Below are 23,700 nucleotides of genomic sequence, written 5' to 3'. Positions count from 1 at the left end.
TCATTAGAACCTTGATTTAGAGGGATTTTTATTATTAAAGTAAGCAGATAAGAATTTAAAGTTAATTCTCATGCATTTTGACAGACTTAATACATAATAGTTAAAATACTTAGCATGAAAAGATTAAATAGAGTGAGAAAATATCGGCGTAGAAGAAGAATTCTGTATACATTTTTACTATTAATTACTGTAGGAGTAGTCGCTTTAGTACTCAATTTTGACAAGATTCAAGATGAATATGATTGGCTTACTCTAAAACCAGAACAGAAGTTAAATGTTCCCTTAGAAAATCAGTTACCAGACTTACCGAATGGATGTGAGGTTACCTCACTTTCAATGTTGTTGAAATACTATGATATTAATGTAAGTAAATTAGAGTTGTCATCAAATATTAAGCACGTTTCCTCATTTATTGGTAATGATTATCGTGGGAATCCGCATGTTGGCTTTGTTGGCTATATGAGTATCAAGAATGCAGGCTGGTGTGTTTATAATGAACCTTTATATAATGTTGCAAGAAAATATACTAAGAGAATTCGCAACTATACAGGCAATAACTTTGTTCGAGTATTGAAATTAGTTTCTGAAGGACATCCCGTAGTAATCATTACAACTTTGAAGTTTGATCGTGTAAATGATATGCAAACCTGGTCTACCAAGCAAGGAAAGGTTAATGTAACGCCATCATCTCATGCTTGTGTAATTACTGGTTATAACAAGAAAAAGGGAATTGTGTATGTAAATGATCCTTATGGTGTTAAAAATAAAAAGGTAAGCTTAAAGAAGATAGAGGCAAGTTATAACCAGCAAGGCAAACAAGCCCTGTATATTGAATAGAGCAGTAAAAAAGCATCCCACACTGGGATGCTTTTTATGGTGCTTGCATAAAAATGTTTTTTAAAATAAAAACATGTTTTCAAAACTCACCAAAGTATTCAAATAATTAATAATCACAGGTAATATAAGAATTGTCTTAAGGCGGTACCTAATTAGACAAAAAGTTACTCATTAATAATTCAAAATAGATGAGTGTTAGACCAAAAAACAGCTGAGGGTAATGGCTGTCAAAAGATGTAGGACCAAAAGTATCTGAACTTATTGCAAGCGTTGAGTGTTTCGCAATTGTTGAATTTTTATCTCCAGTGAAAGATAAAATATCACGATTATTTTTTTCAGCTTGTGTACAAAGTTCAGCAAGGCGCTTTGTTTCTCCAGAATTGCTAATAATAATTACCAGAGTGTTTTTGTGTTTTCTAAGCATTTCAAGATGTGAATTTGATGTACAGCGAAAGCCATTCAAATTAAGATATTCACTCATATAATTAGCAATATTTTGAGAGTATCCACTACCCAATATCATGATCATTGAGTCTTTATGCTTATCCATCAAGTTGGAAAAAGGCTTTACGTATGACTCTACTTTTAAGTCGTTTTCAGTATTATTAGGGAAATTTGGCGCATCTGATATTAGAAAGACCAATTCAGAATATCCTGAAAGCTTCATCTTTTTACAGGTCTTAATGATAAAGCTAGGAGAAGTAAAAGTTTTTTTAGCAAGTTCACGTATATTGATGTTTTTAATTTCGTTACGGTGTTGATCCATATAAATTAATATTTTTTGTTCATCAGTATTTAGTTGAAACTTTTCACTAATAGTTTGAATATTCATTGCTTTCTCCTATAAATTGAAAGAAGGACTCACGATGTCAGAAAAAGATCTTAAGAAAAATAAAGTACCACAAAATAGAGAAAAAGAATTTTTAGCAGATCCATGGGCTAGAACGAGAACTAGAAATGGATTAGCAGCCGATGAAGTTATCTCTGCACTACAAAAATCAATCAGAAAAGGAAAAGAACGGGCTGCTTGTGAGTTTGCTTACGAGATGTATATTTCCTCACCTCAAATGGAAGAAAAATTATGGCGTAGACTTCAAGCTATTTCAGTTGAAGATATTGGAATGGGAAATCCACAAGCACCAATTCTAATTAATAATCTGAATCAAATGAGACAAAACTTTAGTTACAATGAGCCAGATCGTGCAATGATGTTTGTACATGCAATTCGTTACTTATGTGAATCAACTAAAGATCGTTCGTCTGATTTACTTAAGAATATCATTATTAAGAATTTTGCTCTAGGTTATGTTCCTGAAATTCCGGATTATGCATTAGATAAACATACTACTCGTGGTCAAAAAATGGGAAGAGGGAGTATGCATTTTCTCGAAGTTGATTCTAAAGTTACGCCTCAATTAAAAGTTGATAATAATTATTGGGACGAATACCATAAAATTCGTGAAAATTGGGATGATAGTAAAGTTATTCCCAATGCTTTCAAGTTTAATCCATATCAAATTTAAGTTGTATTTATCTTTAGTAAGGAAATAGGTGATCTCTCATGGCTGAAACTACTGCTAAAAAAGATTCACTGATTACTAGATTGGATAAAGTTTTAACGCCTATTGGACAAAAACTTGGAAATGAAAAGCATCTACAGGCTATTTCAAATGGGATGCTTTTCGGATTGCCATTTTTGGTAATTGGTTCATTCTTCTTAATTGTTGCTAATCCTCCAATTATACTTGATCGGTATAATCCAAGAACCGCTAATATTTTTATGCAGTGGCTTGCAGGTTGGAAATATTGGGCAATGGCACATTATGCACAAATAACTATTCCATATAATATGACTATGGGCATCTTTGGGATGATTTGTTCCTTTGGTATTGCCTATGAATTAAGCAAGGCATATCGGCGTCTTCATCCTGCAACAGATGGAATGATTTCATTAGTTACCTTTTTAATGGTAGCAACTACTGTTGATAAGAATAATAAAATTAGTCTCAATAATTTAGGAACAAACGGGTTATTTGTAGCAATTATTATTGGGCTCCTAGCTGTTGAAATTAATCGTGGTATTGAAAAAAGTAAATTAAAGATAAAATTACCAGATTCAATTCCTCCGATGGTTGCTAATTTTATTAATTCTCTGATTCCTTTGTTAGCTAACATCTTTATTTTTTATGGAGCTAATTTGATTTTAGTTAGTGTAACGCATGCCGATTTTACAACTTTTATTATGAAATGTTTAACTCCAGCAACTTTTTTAGCTAATAGTTTGTGGGGCTATATTTTGATAGTCACTTTAGGAAATCTACTATGGTTAATTGGAGTCAATGGTAGTAACGTTATCTTCCCAATTGTGTTTGCAACTGGTATTGCGGCTACTGGTGCTAATGCAGCATTAGTGGCAAAAGGATTGGCACCTACTCATCTGATGAATTTACAAATGTTTAGAATTGCTGTTTTAGGTGGATCAGGAAACTCACTTGCTTTAGTAATTTTGATGATGAGAAGTAAGGTAGAAAAATATCGAGCTTTAGGTAAATTATCGCTTATTCCAGGAATTTGTAGTATTAATGAGCCAATCATATTTGGGACGCCAATTTGTTTTAATCCTATTTTAGGAATTCCATTTTTAATTGCTCCGATTGTTAATATTATTTTGACATATATAGCTGAAAGTCTTCATTGGATTGGAATGGGATACATTGTTGATCCCTCATTTACTCCATTTTTCTTCCAAGCATATATGAGTTCAATGGACTGGAGAAATATTATTTTTGAAATTATTTTAATCATTATAGGTATATTTATCTATTTACCTTTCTTTAAGGTAGCTGAACAAAATGAATTAAGAAAGCAAGAAAGTATAGCTGAATAGAGCAGTAAAAAAGCATCCCACACTGGGATGCTTTTTTATGGTATAGCAGCTATTTCTTTCTCTTTGACTAATTCAGCAAGCTCTTCAATTAATAATTTATTTCCTTCTTGATTTAAGTGAATACCATCTTCTTGCAGCAGCTTATTAGGATGACCTGTCTCACGCATTACTTTTGCAAAATTTAAGAATAGAATGTCATTATCAATATGACATTGCTTAGCTACTAATTCAAATTGCAATGTTTTTGGCCATCCCTGATCTTTGGCAATTTTCCAATTAGTATAGGAAGGTCCCATTAAAATTGTTTTATCGGCACCAATTAAATCTACTAGAACTTGCAAGTTATGTGCATAACGGCCAGCACTTAAACCAAATTGCATGTTTGCGTCGTTAGTACCTAAGGCAAGGACAACTAAGTCGTAATCGAAAGGTTTAATTCTTAATTCATAAAAATCAATTGCTTCCTCAGTTGTACTTCCAGGTACAGAATTATTAATAATTGTAAAATTAGGTAATTTTTCTTGCAGTCCTTGAGTTACAATATTAGTTGCGTGTCCATCAATATACCCTGCAAGTAGGGAATCACCAAAAAGAATTAATTTTTTCATAGATATCTTCTTTTCTTTCTCTCAATATATATGATAGGCTGAACAATGTAAAAATACTAGGAACAAGGCAGAAGGAAGGCGGCTTTTTATGCAAGAGCAATTTTTACACTTGACACCTGATAAGTGGCAGGCATTAATTCCTCCAAGTGATGAATTTAGTGCAGAAATTTTCATGATGAAGAATCTTCAATATATCATGAGTCAAAAAAATGCTGTTTATCATACTCAACAAACATTTTATAAAGACCAATGGCAAAAGATTCCTTTTATAATTGGAGTAACTGGATCTGTTGCTGTTGGTAAGTCTACTTTTGCCAAGAAAATAACTCGGTTATTTGAACGCCTTGAACCGGATAAAAAAATTGCTCAGGTTTCTACTGACGGCTTTTTAATGTCTAATGCAGAACTTAAAGCTAAAAACTTAATGGATCAAAAAGGCTTCCCAGTCTCATTTAATTGGGATGCCTTTTCTACTTTTTTATCAAGTGTTAAAGCTGGTAAAGAAAGGGTACCATATCGATTATACTCACAGGAAATTTCTGATCTAGTGCCTAATGAAGTTGGGTCAGTTGAACAACCCGATATCTTAGTCGTAGAAGGAATAAATTTACTTGAAGTTCCACCTAATGGGCAAGCGCCACCAAGTGATTTCTTAGATTATGTGATTTATCTTGATGCTATTGAAGAAGATTTAGAAAGATGGTATCTTGATCGCTATCATTTAATGCTAGAAATTAATCGCAATAATCCAGATAATTATTTTTATCAATGGGCTAATGTACCACGTGAGCAAGCCGATATTTTTGCCAAAAAAGTTTGGCGAGATGTGAACTTGAAAAACTTACACGAGTATATTGAACCAACTAAAAAAAGAGCAGACATGATTATTAAAAAGTACGGTAATCATGAAATTAGTGATATGTATATTAAGAAATTTTAGAGGTATTTGTTAATGCAAGCAATTGAATTAAAAAAGGGCATGATTTTTAATCAAGACGGTAAGTTAATTGAAGTATTAAAGAGTAATCACCATAAACCTGGTAAGGGTAATACAGTTATGCAAATGGATTTGCGTGATGTTATGAGTGGAGCTGTTGTGCATAAAACAATGCGTCCTAGCGAAAAAGTAGAGTTAGTTAATGTTTCCTTGAAAAAAGCACAATATCTTTACGACGATGACACTAACTTTATTTTTATGGATACAGATACTTATGAGCAGTATTTAATTCCTAAGGAACATCTTGAGGCAGAAGCTAAATTTTTAATTCCTAACATTAATGTTGATCTTAAGTTTACTGATGAAGGTAAACTAATTGGAATTAACTTACCATCTACTGTAAAAATGACTGTAAAGGAAACTCAACCAGAAATAAAAGGTGCTACTGCTGCTGGTGGTGGCAAACCTGCAACAATGGATACAGGTTTAGTTGTAACTGTACCAGATTTTATTAAAGAAGGCGAAGAATTAATTATTGGAACTGAAACCGGTGATTATAAAGGCCGTGCAGATAGTATTAGTAGATAGTTATATTAAGCTACCCAATTGGGTAGCTTTTTTTGTGGAAAAAATAACTTAAATAGGTAAAGAGATGTTGACAAAAAGTAAATGGGGAGGTTAAAATAGCTGTGTATTAACTGTTATTTTAGCAACAGTATGAGTTGTAAAAACGGCAGTTAGATATTCTTACTGGATTCAGTGTCTCGCTTAGTAAAAATGTTATAGTTACCAACGTGTGCAAGCGCATAACTATTTGTTGGAGCGATGTATAAAATAAAAGAAATATTAAACTATACTAATTACAAAAACTTAGATATGATATAGTTATTTTATCTTTTATTTAAAAAAGACCTCTACTGGACCTGTAATATGATTTATCAATTTATAAAAAGGAGAAGCAGATAATGCTATCAAAAAATAATTATCATGAAAAACTCCGTAAAATGGAACCGAGAAAAGAACGGTTTTCAATTAGAAAGTTTTCTATTGGTGCCGCTTCTGTTTTAATTGGTTTCAGCTTTATGAGTATGGCTGGAAATCAAAAAGTTCAAGCTGCTACTGAAGAGAATCCTGTAGTAAACAATACTAAAAATAATGAGCATCAATCAAATGATATTCAACAAAATGTAAAGATTGATGAAACTAATAAAGCAACTGATGCAGAGAAGGTAAATCCAACTACCGCACAGGGCAACGTTGATTCTGCTCAAGCTGACGTTGACACCGCTTCTCAAAAGGTCCAATCAGCTACTGCTGCTGAACAAGACAAGCAAGCAACTCAACCAGAATCTTCTACCACTTCAAAAGAAGCAACTGAAGTTAAAACTGATGCTGCTAAAGAAGATACAACTAAAACTGCAGCTGTAAAGAACAACGATATTTCATCTTCTGTTGCTTCATCAAATTCAGTTAGTGATCAGAAGACAACTAACTTTAACGTTAAAGCTAATGTGGATAATGCAAACAAACAGAACAAGACTTCATTATTGAGATCTTCCTTTGTTCAAACATCAGCAAATGCTAGTCAAGGTCAAACTCAAGAAGCATCAGACTGGAGCTCATTTGGTGCGGCTTTAATTAATCCTAACGTTGGTAATATTGTCTTAACAAACGATATTACCGCTAACGGAGATGTTGCCAATGCGATTAAGGATAATTATGGTGAATTAGATGTAACAGCAAAGGATATTGCTCGTAAGGTAACTATTGATGGTCAAGGCAAGTATGCACTTGATTTTGGTACTAATTTCTTAGCATTTACTAACGCTAACCAAGGTGACAATAATTCTGCATGGGATTTAACCTTAAAAGATCTTACTGTTAATGGTGATGGTTACCAACGTACTATTTATAAGGGTGGATATGGTACCTTCTATTTCGGTAATGTAAATGCTACTAATAGTCAAAAAGATACTATTACTTTAGATGGTGTTACTGCGAACATTAAGCAAGGTTCACTTATTGCTGGAGACCAGCATGGGGTAACTGGTTATAATGCCGCTATCAATGTAGTCTTAAAAGGCAATAACACTATTAATAATACAGGGGTTAACGCTAACAGTGATGCCCAATATAACTATGCTTCTACTATTCAAGCTGGTACCGTAACAGTTGAATCTGGTACGACCACTATGAATGTTGGTACCTACAAGACTAATAATGGTAGCAATGTCGGTGGTAATATGATCGAAGCCGACATGGGTAAAGTAATTATCAATGAAGGTGCCACCCTTAACTTAAATGCAGTTTCTCGTGATGGAGCTACTGCAACAGATGTACGCGGAATTTGGACTAATGATGATCCGGGTGCAGCCTATCTTAAATACGGTAGAGATGGGAACATTACTGTTAATGGTACATTGAATGCAAATATGGGTGCGGGTCACTCCGCTGTAATGACCACAGGTAGCGTAAATATTGGTAAGACCGGTGTAGTTAATATCAAGACTAAGCAAGATAACAATGGGGTTGCAATGGGAAGCAACGGTAACGCAACATTAAATGGTTACCACTATGCGCCAATTTCAATTGCCGTTGGTAATGTAAGCAATACTATCAGTCACGACGCTAGCTTAATTAACGAAGGTAGTTTAACAATTATCCGTGATACTACAGATGCTAATGGTACTATTTTGCCAGCTGTACAACCATTAATTTCCTTTGGTTCAGGTGGTGTTAACAACGATACGTATACACTAAAAGTTGGCGATGGTGCTACTTTAGACTTACAAGATAATGCAGCTATTCCAAAAGGCTGGAATGCAGTTGGTTTGAATAATCCAAAGATTTCTCAAACTGGTCTAATTACAATGTTTGGTACCAGTAATGAAGCAATTTTAGATATCATTAATCCATACTACTTAAACTTCCAACGCTTAAATAGTGATTCCGTTGGTAACTTCATTCGTCTTGAAGGTACAGTTAACGGCGCTTACTTGAATTACAATGGTGTTCAAATTAACAGCAATAAGGATAAGATTTTAGGTACTGCATCAGGAGAATACAACACGCCAATTGCTCAATGGGACCAAGCTAATACTAGTGACGCTCCATCCTATGTTTGGTACTTGCAAAACTTAATGACAACCAACAACTGGGGAAACTATGCAGATGCCTTTACACCTGGTACTTCTAAACCAGCAGCTAGTCAAGGTACTAATAAGCTAATTAACTCTGATACTAACGCAGTTACCTTCGGTAAGAATCAGGGTGGTCAAAGTATTACTAGCGGTGTTGATTTGAATAACTTATCTGATAAGACAGTTCAAATGCTTTACATGAACCAATTGCTCAACAACTTTAGCTGGTGGCAACCACAACGTTTGGCAATGGGTACTAAGTTAAACCAAGACCAAAACATTAAGGATAATATCAAGTACCAACCAACTGTAAAGGAAATTGATACTAATACTCAACATAAGTTAGCTGACTTTACAGTTAAAGATGGTATTGAAAATATTCAAGGACCAGATGGTATTATTGCCGGTGCTTTGGATAATGATAAGACTGTAGATTGGACTAAGACTCACTGGTATGATGCTTCTACCGATGGGAAAGAATTCAACGATCAATACAAGAATTACCCACTAGTTCAACCAAAATCTGTTCCAACAAGTAGCAATGGTAATTTAGAAGTAACTGGTACTACCCCAGCATACCAAACTGCTACAGTTGTTTATGCTGATGGTTCAATTGATTTCGTTGATATTCCATTTGTAGTAACCAATAAGACTGATGCAGAAACTTACACGCCATCATACAAGCCAGTAAATGTTGAACAAGGCCAAACTGCGACTGTTGACCCATCATTTACTACTCAAGATGATAAAGATGCTACTGCTCCAACTGGAACTACATTTACTACAGGTACAGATACACCAGATTGGGCTACAATTGATCCATCAACTGGTACTGTAACTGTTAAGCCGGGTACTGATGTAACTCCAGGTGCTTACAATGTTCCAGTAACTGTAACTTACCCAGATAAGAGTACTGATGAAATTACTGTTCCAGTAATTGTTACTAAGGCAGGTCAAACTGTAATTTGGGGTGACAACGGTGCAGTTGTAACTACAGTTGATACTTCTAAGCTTAACGCTCACGAAACTACAGATAATTCACAAGTTCTTTCTGCTGCTAGTGTTGTAACTGCAGAAGGTTACGAACTAACAGATGGTAAGCTTTCAACTACTACAACTCCAATTACTATTGATCCATCAACAGTAAGCTGGACTACTACTCCAGATACTAATGTTGATACTGCAACTGCAGCTGGTAAGGAAATCACTACTAGTGTAAATGTTGACTTTACTAACAATGATGCTGCTAAGAATATTCTAGGTTCAAAGAATGGTACTGTAACTACTAATCCATTTACCATTGATGCTAAGGGTGCTGGTGCTAAGAATGTAACTACTCCAGTTAATGTTGATCTTGGTTCAGACTTGACTAGTGAACAATTCAGTCAATTAGTAGATAACAACATTCCAACTGATGAAATTGCTTCTACTACTTGGGCAACTAAGCCTGATGCAAATGGTCAAGGTGGAGTAATCAAGATTACTTTTACTGATAAAGATGCTAATGGTAACCCAACTTACTTGAATGTTAATATTCCAGAAAGTTCAATCAAGGTAACTACTGATGCAGATAAGTACACACCAGCAGGTCAAGACGTTTCAACTAAGGCGGGCGAAGTTCCTGATGCTGAAAAAGGTATTAAGAACCCTAGTGATTTACCAACCGACACTAAGTACACTTGGAAGGATACTCCAGACACTACTACTCCAGGTAAGAAACCAGCTACAATTGTCGTAACTTATCCAGACGGCTCTACGGATGAAGTGCCAACTAATGTAATTGTTAACGCTAAGCCAGAAATTAAGCCGATTACTACTACTGTTGACGGTACTCCAGCAGCTACTGAAGGTATTGCCAACTTAAATAATGGTGGAACTAGCCCAGTTGACGGCTACCCATCAAGTGCAACTTGGACTACTAAGCCAGATACTTCAAAGCCTGGCGCAACTACTGGTACTGCTGTCGTAACTTACCCAGATGGTACAACTGAAACAGTTACAATCCCGGTTGCTGTAAGTGGCAACGGCGATGTTACGATTATTGACGATAAAGGTCATACTTTCAGTCTTCACGCTAATGATGTCGTAACTCACAAGACTTCTGATAAGAACATTATCGGTGGTCCAGTAATTGAAAGCTTCAAGTTAAGCTACTACCAAGGTGGTCAAAGCTACAGTAAGCCATACATTTACACTTTGAATGCCGATAAGACTGCATATGTTCTTACCCAAACTGGTGATAATCCAGCTGGTGTAACTGTTAACGCGCCACAATCTATTAATGCTAGTGACATTAAGATTAGCTGGACTGAAGCAAACACTGTTCTATTCAATAATGCCCTAGGTGCCATCATGGGTAATGGTCAGCCAACAAGTTTGGATACTGCAGCCAATAATGGCGGTACGGGTACTATTGAATACACTAACTGGAAGAATAATCAATTTGGCTATCCTAAGTATTCAGCTGTTGTTGACAGTTCAAGTGTAATTTGGCCAATTTATGGTAAGGGTCCTGTGTCAACTTACCCATTCCCATCAGTTTACATTTATGGTGCAGAAGCTAACGGTACTATTCCAAATGTTAACTCTGATGTTACTGATTTGAAGGCTGCTTTAGGGGATGCTTCAAAGCTTGTAAATACTAGTGATTTAACTGTTGCTCATAACGCTGAAATTAGTTCAGTTGACTGGCAAACTTTACCAAGTCTTGATAAAGCTGATGCTAAGGCGCCTGCAACTGTTCGGATCAACTTTACTGATGGTAGTTACCTTGATGTTCCAGTAGCTGTCAATGTAATCAAGGTTGATCAAGGTGTTGATGACAAGACTAACCATGACCTTTATCGTGATATAACTCGTACGATTACTGTTCAAGGTGAAACTGCTCCAGTTGTACAACACGTAATTTACAGTCGTGCTAAGATAACTGATCTTTCTAAACCAGCAGATCAACAAGTAACGTATACTGCTTGGGCACCTGCTAAGAATAGTGAAGGCCAAGTAGTAACTAACTTCCCACAATATGAAGTAACTAAACCTGGCTACACAGCTACTGCAACTGGTGCAACTATTGAAACTATTGATGGTAAGCAATATGTTCCAGCTTCAGGAACAATTACTGAAGATTCAGCAAATGAAGTTGTTAATGTAACTTACGCTGCTAACGAACATACTTTAGTAATTAACTATGTTGACGGCAATGGTAATGTGGTAAGTACTTATAACGTTCCTGGTAAGACTGATGAAACTGTTAATGTTGATGTACCTGGAAATGTCCCAACTAACTGGAAACTAGTTCCAAATCAACAAGTTATCAGATCTTACAAGTTCGGTTCAGATGATCCACAACCTATAACTTACAAGGTTGAACACGGTACTGAAGTTGTTCCAGTTGACAAGAACAACAAGAATACTTACCGCAAGATTACCCAAACCATCCAAGAAGTACCAGCAGGCAAGACTAATGCTGACATGACTCTTGTAAGAACTACTTCAGTTGAATTTGAACGTACTGGTGTGAAGGACTTAGTAACTGGTGAAACTACTTGGAACCCATGGAACTCAAACAGCGAAACTTTCCCAGTTTACAATATTAAAGAACAAAAAGGCTATGACAGTTACGTAAATGATGTTAAAGCAACAGAAGTAGCCGCAGTGACAGTAAATCCAGATTCGAGCGATATTACTGACACCATTACTTATGTAAAACAAGATGCAACTCCAGTACCATACGATCCAACTAGAGATGACATGTCAGTAACTCGTACCATTAACTACGAAGTACCAGCAGGACATGAGGCAATTGCCCCAGTAACGCAAACTGTAGAATACACTCGTGATGTTAACGGCGTCGCAGGTTACCAAGATCCGGTGACTGGCGAGTTTACTTGGAACGCATGGCACGTTAAGAGTGGTAAAGCCGAATTTGCTTCAGTTAGTGTAGAACAAATTAAAGGTTATGATTCATACGTAGATGGTACAAAGTCAACCGAAGTAGCAGCTGCTGCAGTAACAGAAAAAGATGGTGTGCCACAAAACGGTGTAAACGTTACTGTAAGTTACCAAAAGCAAGCTGACACTCCAGTACCATACAAGCCAGGTCAAGAAGGCGTAAACGATGACATGAACCAATACGTAACTCGTACGATTGTGGTTCATGAACCAGGTCAAGATCCAGTAAGTCATGACCAAACTGTTCACTTTACTCGTGAAGATGCTCAAGGTAATGCCGGTTACACTGATCCAGTGACTGGCGAGATTACTTGGAACGCATGGCATGTGGCAGGTGAACTTAACCAAGCAAATGGTACTTGGGCAGAATTTAACGCACCAACTGTTAAAGGCTATACTCCAAGTCATGCTAAAGTAGCTGCTGAAGAAGTTACCGCTGAAACTAAGAATGTTACTGTTGACATTAACTATGCTCCAGTAGTTCCAACTGGTCAAAATGTAACTACTAAGGTCGGTGAAGTACCAGATGCAGACCAGGGTATTGCCAACAAGGGTGATTTACCAGATGGTACTAAGTACTCATGGAAGACAACACCAGATGTAAGTACTGAAGGTGAAAAACCAGCTGTAGTTATCGTAACTTATCCAGATGGCTCACCTGTTGAAGTTCCAGTTACCGTAACTGTAACTAAGAACCCAACAGATGCAGACAAGTACACTCCAGAAGGTCAAGATGTAAACACCAAGACCGGTGTTGTACCAGATCCAGCAGAAGGTATCAAGAACAAGGGTGACTTACCAGATGGCACTAAGTACACATGGAAAGACACTCCAGATGTAACTACTGCAGGAGACAAGCCAGCCACAGTTGTAGTAACTTACCCAGATGGATCAAAGGATGAAGTTCCAGTAACCATCCATGTAACAAATCCAGCAACTGATGCAGACAAGTACACTCCAGAAAGTCAAGACGTGAACACCAAGACCGGTGTTGTACCAGATCCAGCAGAAGGCATCAAGAACAAGGGTGACTTACCAGATGGCACTAAGTACACATGGAAAGACACTCCAGATGTAACTACTGCAGGAGACAAGCCAGCCACAGTTGTAGTAAGTTACCCAGACGGTTCAAAGGACGAAGTTCCAGTAACCATCCATGTAACAAATCCAGCAACTGATGCAGATAAGTACACCCCAGAAGGTCAAGATGTGAACACCAAGACCGGTGTTGTACCAGATCCAGCAGAAGGCATCAAGAACAAGAGCGACTTACCAGATGGCACTAAGTACACTTGGGAAAAGACGCCAGATGTAACTAAACCAGGTGAAAGTACTGGTGTGATTGTTGTAACTTACCCAGATGGTTCAAAGGACGAAGTCCCAGTAACCATCCACGTAACAAACCCAACAACTGATGCCGATAAGTACACCCCAGAAGGTCAAGATGTAAACACTAAGACTGGTGTTGTACCAGATCCAGCAGAAGGCATTAAGAACAAGAGTGACTTACCAGATGGTACTAAGTACACTTGGGAAAAGACGCCAGATGTAACTAAACCAGGTGAAAGTACTGGTGTGATTGTTGTAACTTACCCAGACGGTTCAAAGGACGAAGTAACTGTGAAGGTAATCGTTAATGCAAACAATGTAACACCAGAAACACAACCAATTCACACTACTCCAGGCGTTCTTCCAAATCCAGCAGAAGGTATCAAGAACAAGGATGAAATGCCAGAAGGCACTAAGTACACTTGGAAGGAAGTACCAGATGTTGCTACAGTTGGTGAACATACTGGTGTTATCACTGTAACTTACCCAGATGGTACAAGTGTAGATGTGACTGTTAAGGTTTACGTTGATGCTGTCGCAAAGGAAAATAACAATAATAATACTGCTCAAGTTATTACTAAGCATGTAGCAACAACTACTGAAAACAAAGTGGCTTCAACTACAACTCCAGCACAACAAATTAAGCATTCTGAAAAGGCTACTTTGCCACAAACAGGTGCTAAGTCTGAAAATACAGCTGGCATCTTAGGTTTAGCTATTGCAGCAGTAGGTAGCTTGTTCGGCTTAGGCGCTGGTAAGAAGCGTAGAGATAAGTAAATATTGTAAAAGTTTGATTTTCTAAATAGAGACAAAGAAAGAAGAGACTAGAGGCCTCTTCTTTTTTGTTGCATAAAAATAAGTATTTTTTATTTAAATACTTATTGACACAATTATATGTAAGCGCAATTATAATTATTGTAAATAAGCGGATTACTGATGCGATCAGGTCTGAGCTACTACAAATAAAGATGATATACTTAGACAGGTATATTCTAGTTTGTGGTAGCTTTTTTTATATAAAGGTGATTCGTCGGATGATATTTCTTAAAACATTTAATAGTGCAGCCTTGGTTCAGGACGACCAAGGTCAAGAACAAGTAGTCCTGGCCAAGGCGTAGGCTTTGGTCTAAAAAAGGGTGATAAGATTGATGAGAGCAAAATTGAAAGACGTTTCATTGCTAACTCTCATCAAGATGAGGTTAACCAAGTAAAAGAAATAAATGCTTCGACTATCGATTTAACTAATAAGGTAATCGAGATGGTGGAGCCGCTATTGAATGTGAAGTTTAACGATTTTCAATACTTGGCTTTAGCTGATCACATTGATTTTGCCCTTTCAAGAATTGAAGATAATATTGATATTAGTGCTGCCAATACACGTTGGGAAGTTAAGAATCTTTTTCCTAAGGAATATAAAATTAGTGAAAAAGTTATTGCTTTAATTAATAAAGAAGTGAAGGTTGACTTGCCAGTAAGTGAAAGTATTTTTATGACCTATCACTTTGTTAATGCAGCATCTGATAATGATCAAGTGCAAGAGACAGTTGAAATAACTGAGTTAATAAGCGGGATTATTGATATTATTCAATACCAATATCAAATGACCTTAGATACAGAGTCATTTAACTATAGTCGGTTTATTACTCACTTGAGAGTATTATTAGTAAGACTTTTAAGAAATAAGCATCATAAGAGCGGAGAACTTGACGGTTCTCTATTAGGGTTTATGAAAATTAAGTATAATCATGCTTATGATACAGCTGAACGAATTGCAACTTATTTACACAGTAAAAAAAGGATGGACTTTAAAATCAGATGATAAGTTCTACCTGGTTTTACATATTTGGCGGGTAACAAGTCGTCAAGAAAAATAAATATTTCATACTTAGGTATGTTACTAATTCGATTAGGCAAGAACCCAAGTTACTGAAAGACATTGAACAGTTATGTTCTTTAGTTTTTGAGTAGCTTGGATTTTATTATTGGGAGGGAAGAGCTATGGCTAAGAATTACGATGGTCTAGCAAAAACAATTATTAAAGACGTTGGCGGAAAAGACAACGTGATTAGTGTAGTTCACTGTACAACCCGTTTGCGTAGATGAGAAAAAGGCAAACGATGATGCCTTAAAAGACACAGATGGTGTTGTAACTGTGGTTAAAGCAGGTGGCCAATACCAAGTTGTTATTGGAAATGAAGTAGCTGATGTTTATGACGCTATCTTAAAAGAAGGTGGCTTTTCTGGCGGAGGCCAAGTAGCCGATGACGATCTTGAAGATAGTAATATGAATGTAATGGATAAAGCTATCGATTTAATTTCAGGCATTTTTACACCAATCTTAGGCCCAATGGCTGCAGCCGGTATGATTAAAGGTTTAACTGCGATGTGTGCATACTTTGGCTGGCTTTCACAAAGTTCTCGTACTTATCAAGTATTATATGCAATTGGAGCTGCTATGTGTTATCCAGCAATGGTAGCTATGAACAGCAGTAAAAAAGTTTTATTCGATTTATTTAATGGTACCTTTCTACATTCACAAGTGCATGCAACATTCTTAGGTATTCCAATTATTTCTATGAACTATACCTCAACTGTTATTCCAATAATTTTAGCGGTATGGTTTGCTTCAATTATTGAAAAATGGTGTAAAAAGTGGATTCCAACTGTTGTAAAAACTTTCTTAGTACCATTTGTTACCTTGTTAATTGTTGTTCCATTGACTTTTTTGATCATTGGACCAATTGCTACCTGGATTGGTAATGCATTAGCTGCTATGACTTCAGCTATTTACGGCTTTAGTCCAGTTTTGGCTGGAGTTTTACTTGGTGGGTTCTGGCAAGTATTTGTTATTTTCGGTGTTCACTGGGGATTTGTCGCAGTTATGATGTCTAACGTAGCTGCAATGGGATATGATCAAATTCTTGGTCTATCCTTAGGTGCTTCTTTTGCACAAATTGGTGTTGTTTTAGCAATTTTATTACAAACAAAAGACCAAAAATTAAAGGGAATTGCTTTACCAGCATTTATCTCTGGAATCTTTGGTGTTACTGAACCAGCTATTTATGGTGTAACTCTTCCACGTAAAAAGCCTTTTATTTTAAGTTGTATTGCTGCCGGTGGTTTAATCGGCTTCTTTGGTACAAGAATGTATATGATGGGTGGTATGGGAATCTTCTCTATTCCAGCTACTATCGGTCCAAAGAGTGGAGTTGACATGAGTGTCTACGGCTTGATGATCGCAATGGCAGTATCATTTGTTTTAGGTTTCATCCTACAAATAATACTAGGTAAGAAGAGTGTTGATGCTGCTTATGATGAAAAGCAAGCTAAGGCGGTTCAAGAAGTTGCAAATCAAGCTGATACAATTGCTAAAGCTGCTCCAAGTTTAGCAAGTAATACTGATTTGAATGTATCGACTGAATTGGTTAGTCCTCTAGATGGTAAATTATTATCATTATCTGAAGTAAAAGATGAAGTATTTTCAAGTGGTGCAATGGGTGAAGGTGTAGCTATTGAACCTAGTCAAGGAGTTTTACATGCACCAGCTGATGGTAGAGTTGTGATAGCTTTCCCAACAGGCCATGCAATTGGTATGAAGACAAAAGATGGTGCAGAAATTCTAATGCACATTGGTATGGATACAGTTAACTTACAAGGTAAAGGCTTCGAAACTTTAGTTGCTAAGGGTGACGAAGTTAAGGCCGGCGATGAGCTAGTTAAGTTTGATATCGATGAAATTCATTCAGCTGGCTATGTTGTTACTACCCCTATTGTTGTTACAAATTCTAAAGATTATAAAAGAGTTTCAGTAGTTCGTCACAGTGAAGTTAAAGTTGGTCAAGAAATTTTAGACTTAGAAGGAACACGTGAAAAAGAAACTTCAACTAATGAAAATCCGCAAATGGCTTAGTTAATGTAATCGATTTCATATATAATAAAAATGATTAGTGTTAAAAAGGAGAATATTATATGTCATTTCCAAAGAACTTTTTATGGGGCGGAGCTACTGCCGCAAATCAAATTGAAGGTGCATACGATGTCGATGGTAAAGGCTTATCAGTAACTGATATTATGACTGCGGGCAATTTAGATCATCCGCGCATGCTTACTTATAAGTTAAATAATAAAATGCAAAAAACTGCTTCTGTTCCTGGAGCAGGTCTTCCAAAGGGTGCAGTTGGTGCAATTGATCCAAACGAATATTATCCAAACCATGTAGCAATTGATTTCTACCATCATTACAAAGAAGACATTAAAATGTTTGCAGAGATGGGATTTAAGACCTTCCGTCTTTCAATTGCTTGGACTAGAATTTTTCCAAATGGTGATGATAAAGAACCAAATCAAAAGGGATTAGATTTTTATAGACGCGTCTTTGAAGAATGTAAGAAATATGGTATTGAACCTCTTGTAACTATTTCTCACTATGAAGATCCCCTTCATTTAAGTGAAAAGTATAATGACTGGCAAGATCGCGGCATGATTGATTGTTACGTAAAATATGCCACTACTTTATTTAAAGAATATAAAGGACTAGTCAAATACTGGTTGACCTTTAACGAAATTAACACTGCAGTTATGTTCTTAGATATGTTTGGCGGCAACGGAACAGATGAAGATTATCAACATGCATATCAAAAATTACACTATCAATTTGTGGCTTCTGCTCGTTCAGTTAAAGCAGCTCATGAGATTGATTCAAACTATGTAATCGGAAATATGATTTGTGGCATTGTCAACTATCCTCTTACTCCTGATCCAAAGGATATTTTGCTTAACTTCCATTCTTGGGAAAAGAATATTTTCTACTGCGGCGATGTGCACTGCAAAGGTAAATATCCAACATTTGCTAAGAGATTATGGAATGAACATAATGTTCACCTGGATATTACCGATCAAGATAAGCAAGATCTACTTGATGGAAAAGTAGATATGTACACTTTTTCTTACTACATGTCTAATGTTGTTACAACTCATGAAGTAAAGGATAAAGTGGGCGGCAACTTTGCTGCTGGTGCTAAGAACCCATACTTACAATATTCTTCATGGGGCTGGGCAACTGACCCAGATGGTTTACAATACTACCTTGAACTGCTGTATGACCGTTACGATATTCCAATGATGATTGTTGAAAATGGCCTTGGTGCAGTCGATAAAATTAGTGAAGATGGAAAAATTCACGATGATTATAGAATTGACTATCTAAGAATGCATATTAAGGCGATGGAACGTGCAATTAATGATGGGGTAGATCTTATTGGATACACTACTTGGGGATGTATTGATCTAGTATCTGCTGGTACTGGTCAAATGAGTAAGCGTTACGGCTTTATCTATGTAGATCGTGACGATAACGGTAAAGGCACTTTAGAAAGAATGCCAAAGGATTCATTCTATTGGTATAAGAAAGTTATTGAATCCAATGGAAAAGATTTAGATTAGTTGAATTAAAAAATAGAATTTTGCTATGACGTTTAATACTGTCATAGCATTTTTATTTGGAACTAATTTTGAAATTAAGAAAATATTTTTGCGATAAAAGATGCATATAAGCATCGATTACTAATAATTATAAAATCTATAATGCACTTGATTAGGGTTCTCTAGGCTACGTTGCTAGCGCGCATAGCTATTTTATCATTTTTCAAAAGATGCTATAATATAACTAGCAATTAAAGTATGTTGAGCAGGCGCGCAACAAAGGTAAGCTGATTACTTGCCAAAAGACGTCTTGTGGGTGGTCATAGAACCACCTTTTTTGTTGCAGAATTTTCTTCACTAAAAATATGTGTAAGTAATTACTTTAGATAAAAGTAAATTCACAGATTAAGTATGTTATGATGGTTTAGATCAAATTTAATTTGTGAGGAAAAGTTGGATGGATAAACAGTCAAAAAGTAGTCTATGGACAATTTTAGCTGCTTTAGCAGCAGTAATGTGGGGAATCTCTGGATTGTTTGCTGAATCTTTATTTAAAGTGAGTAGTAAGATTACACCGATTTGGTTAACACAAATCCGATTAATTATCTCTGGGATTGTTTTATTAATTATTGCGACAGTCTTACACCAAAAGCCATTTTCAGTTTTAAAAGATAAGAAAAATACTCTTCCCATTATTGCTTATGGGGTTTTTGGCTTGTTACCAGTACAAGTCTTTTACTTTATTGCAATTGAAATGGCAAATGCATCAATTGCAACGATTTTACAATTTATTGGGCCGTTTTTCGTCCTTACATATTTGGCTGTCACTCATCAACAAGTATTAAGAAAATTGGATGTATTAGCTGCTATCCTAGCTTTTATTGGCGTATTTTTATTATCAACTCATGGGAATTTTAATCAATTAGCAATTACTCCGCTGGCCTTAGTTTTTGGATTATTATCTGCCGTCGGAGAGGCAAGCTATACACTAATTCCCGTTAAACTTGTTAAAAGAGTATCAAGTTTGGTTGTAACTGGCTGGGGAATGCTATTTGCGGGAGTTGGTTTGATGATTGTATATCCGCAGTTTCCAGCAATTCCAAATACCCCTGGAGTATGGCTGGACGTAAGTGCAATAATTATTATCGGAACGATTATTCCATTTCAAATTATGGCTAACGCTCTACGCTATGTACAACCATCGACTGTAAGTTTATTAGATGCCTTTGAACCATTGTCAGCCACAGTTGGTTCAGTTTTGATTTTCGGTTTAGTGATGTCTGGGATGGATTGGCTGGGAACCTTATTAGTAATTGGTTCAGTATTGGCTTTAAATTTTACTCCCAAAAGAAATATTAAAAAGAAATCTTAATTAAGAAAAAATATATGAAAAAACTGCTATACTTTCTGCTTTGAAAAGAAAAATGTAGCAGTTTTTTTATTTGTTCGACTTTATTTTAATAGTGCTGAGCCTTGATAGATTACATAAAGTATATATTTTATTGTAATTTTAATTAAATCAAAAATTATCAAAAAATATTTAAGTTTTGTATTGCTTTTTTCATTTTAATATCATATAATCAAAAACAAGAAATTTAAGTCATCTCATAAAGGAGGAGAACAAATTGAAAAAAGTTAAGTGGTTAGGAGCAATTACAGTATTGTCCGGTGCGGCATTAACTTTAACTGCTTGTGGGAATAACAACAGTAATAATGCTAGCGATAAGAAAGTAAGCTTTAAGGAAGCGGTTCCTAAGAAACAAGTTAAAAAAGGCGGAACATTAAAGTACGCAATTGAAAGTGACTCACCGTTCACAGGTATTTTCTTGCCAGAGTTATCTGATACTGATACTGATAGTGAAATTCAAGCACCAGGTTTAGAAGGTTTATTCGCAACTGATGACAGCTATAAGATCAACAACAAGGGCGCAGCTACCTTTAAGTTAGATAAGAACGCTAAGACAATTACTATCGAAGTTAAAGATGGCGTTAAGTGGTCAGACGGTAAGCAAGTAACTGCTAAGGACCTTGAATATGCTTACGAAATTGTTGGTAATCCTAAGACTAAGACTTCAAGATATACAGATTCTTTAGCTAACCTTGTTGGATTAGAAGAATACCACAAGGGAAAGAGCGACAAGATTTCCGGTATTGAAATGCCAAATGGTGAAGATGGTCGAAAAGTTGTACTTCATTTTAAGGAAATGAAACCAGGTATGCTTCAATCTGGTAATGGTTACTTCCTTGAAAGTGCAGAACCATACCACTACTTGAAAGACGTTCCATTTGATAAACTTTTATCAGATGATAAGGTTCGTAAACAACCACTTTTCTTTGGTCCATACAAGGTTCAAAAAGTTGTTCGTGGTCAATCAGTTACTTATGTACCAAATGAACATTACTGGCGTGGTAAGCCAAACTTAGACAAGGTTACTATGGAAGTAATCGGAACTAACTCTGTTTCTCAAGCTATTAAGAGTCATAAGTTTGATGTTACTGGTGTGCTTAACACTCAATGGAACAATGTTAAGGATACTAAGGGCGTTAACTTCATTGGTAAGATTCCTCTATCTTACAACTACTTAGGCTTTAAGGTAGGTAAGTTTGACAAGAAGACCGGCAAGAACGTTGAGGATAAGAACGCTAAGATGAACAATGTCTCATTACGTAAGGCAATGGCTTACGCAATGAACATTGACGCTGTTGCCAAGCGTTACGGCAATGGTTTGTCATTTAGAATTAACACATTAATTCCAGCACAATTTGGCGACTTTTCTGATAAGAGTATCAAGGGATACCCATACAACTTGAAGAAGGCTAATGAATTGTTAGACAAGGCTGGATACAAGAAGAAGAAGGGTGAAAAATACCGTCGTCAACCAAATGGTAAGAAGTTAACTATTAACGTTGCTGTTCGTAATACACAACCAAACGCTGAAAAGATCTGGACTAACTACCTCCAACAATGGCAAAAGATCGGCTTAGATGCTAGATTTGTTGGTGGTCGTCCAATGGAATTCAACTCTTTGGTACAAGACGTTCAAGCGGATAGTCCTAAGATTGATGTCTTTGAAGGTGGTTGGAGTTTATCATCTGAACCATCACCAATGGACCTTTACAGTGAAGGTGCTCCATACAACATGGCTCGTTTTGTTTCTCCAACTCAATCTAAACTTCTTACTAACATTGATTCAACTAAGGCCTTTAACCACAAGTACCGTGTACAAGCATTTGATAAGTGGCAACAATGGATGTATGACAATGCCTATGTTGTACCTACCACAAACAGTTGGTCAGTAACTGCAGTTAACGACAAGGTAACTGGCTGGTCACTTAAGCCATCAGCAAATTCATGGTATGATGTTGGCTTTACTAAGTAATTAAAATAAATTTTCCTATAATCCTCATATATCAACACAAATTAAATTCTTAAATAATATTTCTTTAAATTAAATTTTCATAGTTATATTCCTTCAGAAGACTCTACTTTTGCCAAGTAGGGTCTTCTTTTTGTATCAATAATGATACCGATTACAAGTATAAAAAAATAAAATTGAACTATACCAATGCTTGATAATAGACTACAAAGCGCTATTATATTTAGCTTTAATTTATATACCAATTAGGATAAAATATAAACATTGTGAATTCTGGAGGAATTAAATGTGGATAACTTTTTAATAGTTAGTCATGGTGAATATGCTAAGGCAACTCTAGCTAGCTGTGAAATGATTGCAGGAAAATTATCAAACGTAAAAGCGATTGCTTTTAAACAAACAATGAATCAAGATGATTTACTTGATGAGATTGCTCAAACTGCCGAAAGTTTTGAACAAGTACCAACTATTATTGTGGATATTGCCGGAGGAACTCCTGCTAATGCTGCATTACGCTATCAGCAAGAACATCCTGAAGTCAAAGTATACAGCGGATTGTGCTTGCCGCTTTTATTAGCAGCGGTAATGGGAACGCCCATGGAGGAAGCGATTAAACAGGCTAAAGAAAATATAGCTCCTGTTGGAACTCAAACTAAAGATAGCTCCACTCAAACCGAGAAAGAGTCTCATCAAAGTAATGAACCAAATGAAAATGCAGAAATAGAGCCACAAACTATGCATAACGTTCGAATTGATGAAAGACTTATCCACGGACAAGTTGCGACGATGTGGACAAATGCATTGCGATTAACGCGAATTATGGTAGTTGGGGATGATATTGTAAAGAACGATATTCAGAAAACGGCCTTAAAAACTGCCTGTCCGCATGGTATTCACTTGAGTATTTTGACTGCTAAAGGTGCAGCTAGAAGAATTAATGAAGGAAAATATAAGGGGCAAACCGTTTTAGTGTTAGTTAAAAATCCTGGAGTTTTACGTCAAATGGTTGATAATGGTGTGAACTTGCCTGAAATTAATGTAGGAAACATGTCTACTAAGGCTGATTCACGTCAAGTTGCTAAGAGTGTGGCTGTTACGGCAGAAGATGTGGATAATTTTAACTACTTAAATAAGCATGGTTGTCATCTTTATCACCAAATGGTGCCTGCGGAAGACAAGGAAGAATTTATGGAGTTATTAGAAAAGTAAAGGG

At 36.2% G+C, this 23,700-nt stretch carries 12 protein-coding genes and 2 pseudogenes; 12 read left to right on the top strand and 2 right to left on the bottom strand.

Features of this window, described 5'->3' with window-relative positions:
* The first annotated feature begins 114 nt into the window (after positions 1-114).
* Positions 115-837 carry a C39 family peptidase gene (locus Q9R40_RS02890; RefSeq protein ID WP_304676273.1) on the top strand — a complete coding sequence of 241 codons (723 nt, stop codon included), beginning with the start codon at positions 115-117 and terminating at the stop codon, positions 835-837.
* A gap of 148 nt (positions 838-985) precedes the next feature.
* Here the strand turns inward: Q9R40_RS02890 and Q9R40_RS02885 are convergent, their stop codons facing one another.
* Positions 986-1,669 (bottom strand): MurR/RpiR family transcriptional regulator, encoded by a 684-nt coding sequence (locus tag Q9R40_RS02885; protein ID WP_304676269.1) that lies wholly within the window; start codon positions 1,667-1,669, stop codon positions 986-988.
* Between the two features lie 34 nt (positions 1,670-1,703).
* Here Q9R40_RS02885 and Q9R40_RS02880 point away from each other — a divergent pair, with 34 nt between their 5' ends.
* Positions 1,704-2,360: a hypothetical protein gene (locus Q9R40_RS02880; RefSeq protein WP_304676266.1), complete on the top strand. Its 657-nt coding sequence runs from the start codon at positions 1,704-1,706 to the stop codon at positions 2,358-2,360.
* Between the two features lie 38 nt (positions 2,361-2,398).
* The gene (locus tag Q9R40_RS02875; protein WP_304676264.1) at positions 2,399-3,724 is read left to right on the top strand and encodes a PTS sugar transporter subunit IIC; all 1,326 of its coding nucleotides are present in this window, start codon (positions 2,399-2,401) and stop codon (positions 3,722-3,724) included.
* A 35-nt stretch (positions 3,725-3,759) separates the two neighbouring features.
* On the opposite strand, the gene Q9R40_RS02870 is transcribed toward Q9R40_RS02875, so the two are convergent.
* The gene (locus Q9R40_RS02870; protein ID WP_297937499.1) at positions 3,760-4,332 is read right to left on the bottom strand and encodes an SGNH/GDSL hydrolase family protein; all 573 of its coding nucleotides are present in this window, start codon (positions 4,330-4,332) and stop codon (positions 3,760-3,762) included.
* A gap of 88 nt (positions 4,333-4,420) precedes the next feature.
* On the opposite strand from Q9R40_RS02870, the gene coaA reads away from it, so the two are divergent.
* From coaA to Q9R40_RS02825, 9 genes and pseudogenes are all read left to right on the top strand, one after another.
* Positions 4,421-5,272 carry a type I pantothenate kinase gene (coaA, locus tag Q9R40_RS02865; protein ID WP_304676260.1) on the top strand — a complete coding sequence of 284 codons (852 nt, stop codon included), beginning with the start codon at positions 4,421-4,423 and terminating at the stop codon, positions 5,270-5,272.
* Between the two features lie 12 nt (positions 5,273-5,284).
* The gene (gene efp / locus Q9R40_RS02860; RefSeq protein WP_298506737.1) at positions 5,285-5,857 is read left to right on the top strand and encodes an elongation factor P; all 573 of its coding nucleotides are present in this window, start codon (positions 5,285-5,287) and stop codon (positions 5,855-5,857) included.
* 377 nt (positions 5,858-6,234) lie between these two features.
* On the top strand, positions 6,235-14,466 hold the full coding sequence (locus tag Q9R40_RS02855; RefSeq protein ID WP_304676255.1) for a Rib/alpha-like domain-containing protein: 8,232 nt from the start codon (positions 6,235-6,237) through the stop codon (positions 14,464-14,466).
* Positions 14,467-14,723: 257 nt separating this feature from the next.
* A pseudogene (locus tag Q9R40_RS02850) lies at positions 14,724-15,563 on the top strand (transcription antiterminator).
* Between the two features lie 124 nt (positions 15,564-15,687).
* Positions 15,688-17,599: pseudogene (locus tag Q9R40_RS02845) on the top strand (beta-glucoside-specific PTS transporter subunit IIABC).
* A gap of 59 nt (positions 17,600-17,658) precedes the next feature.
* Entirely contained in the window at positions 17,659-19,131 is a 1,473-nt protein-coding gene (locus Q9R40_RS02840; RefSeq protein ID WP_304676252.1) for a glycoside hydrolase family 1 protein, read from the top strand.
* A gap of 436 nt (positions 19,132-19,567) precedes the next feature.
* Positions 19,568-20,482, top strand: coding sequence for a DMT family transporter (locus Q9R40_RS02835; protein ID WP_304676249.1), 915 nt, complete (start codon positions 19,568-19,570; stop codon positions 20,480-20,482).
* A 253-nt stretch (positions 20,483-20,735) separates the two neighbouring features.
* Entirely contained in the window at positions 20,736-22,490 is a 1,755-nt protein-coding gene (locus tag Q9R40_RS02830; protein ID WP_304676247.1) for an oligopeptide ABC transporter substrate-binding protein, read from the top strand.
* A gap of 285 nt (positions 22,491-22,775) precedes the next feature.
* Entirely contained in the window at positions 22,776-23,696 is a 921-nt protein-coding gene (locus Q9R40_RS02825; RefSeq protein ID WP_304676244.1) for a PTS mannose/fructose/sorbose transporter subunit IIAB, read from the top strand.
* Positions 23,697-23,700: the final 4 nt, after the last annotated feature.

It is taken from the genome of uncultured Lactobacillus sp. (assembly GCF_948948975.1).
GTDB lineage: Bacteria > Bacillota > Bacilli > Lactobacillales > Lactobacillaceae > Lactobacillus.
The sequence above is the reverse complement of the archived record's forward strand: the minus strand, read 5'-3'. Positions and strand labels throughout refer to the sequence as shown.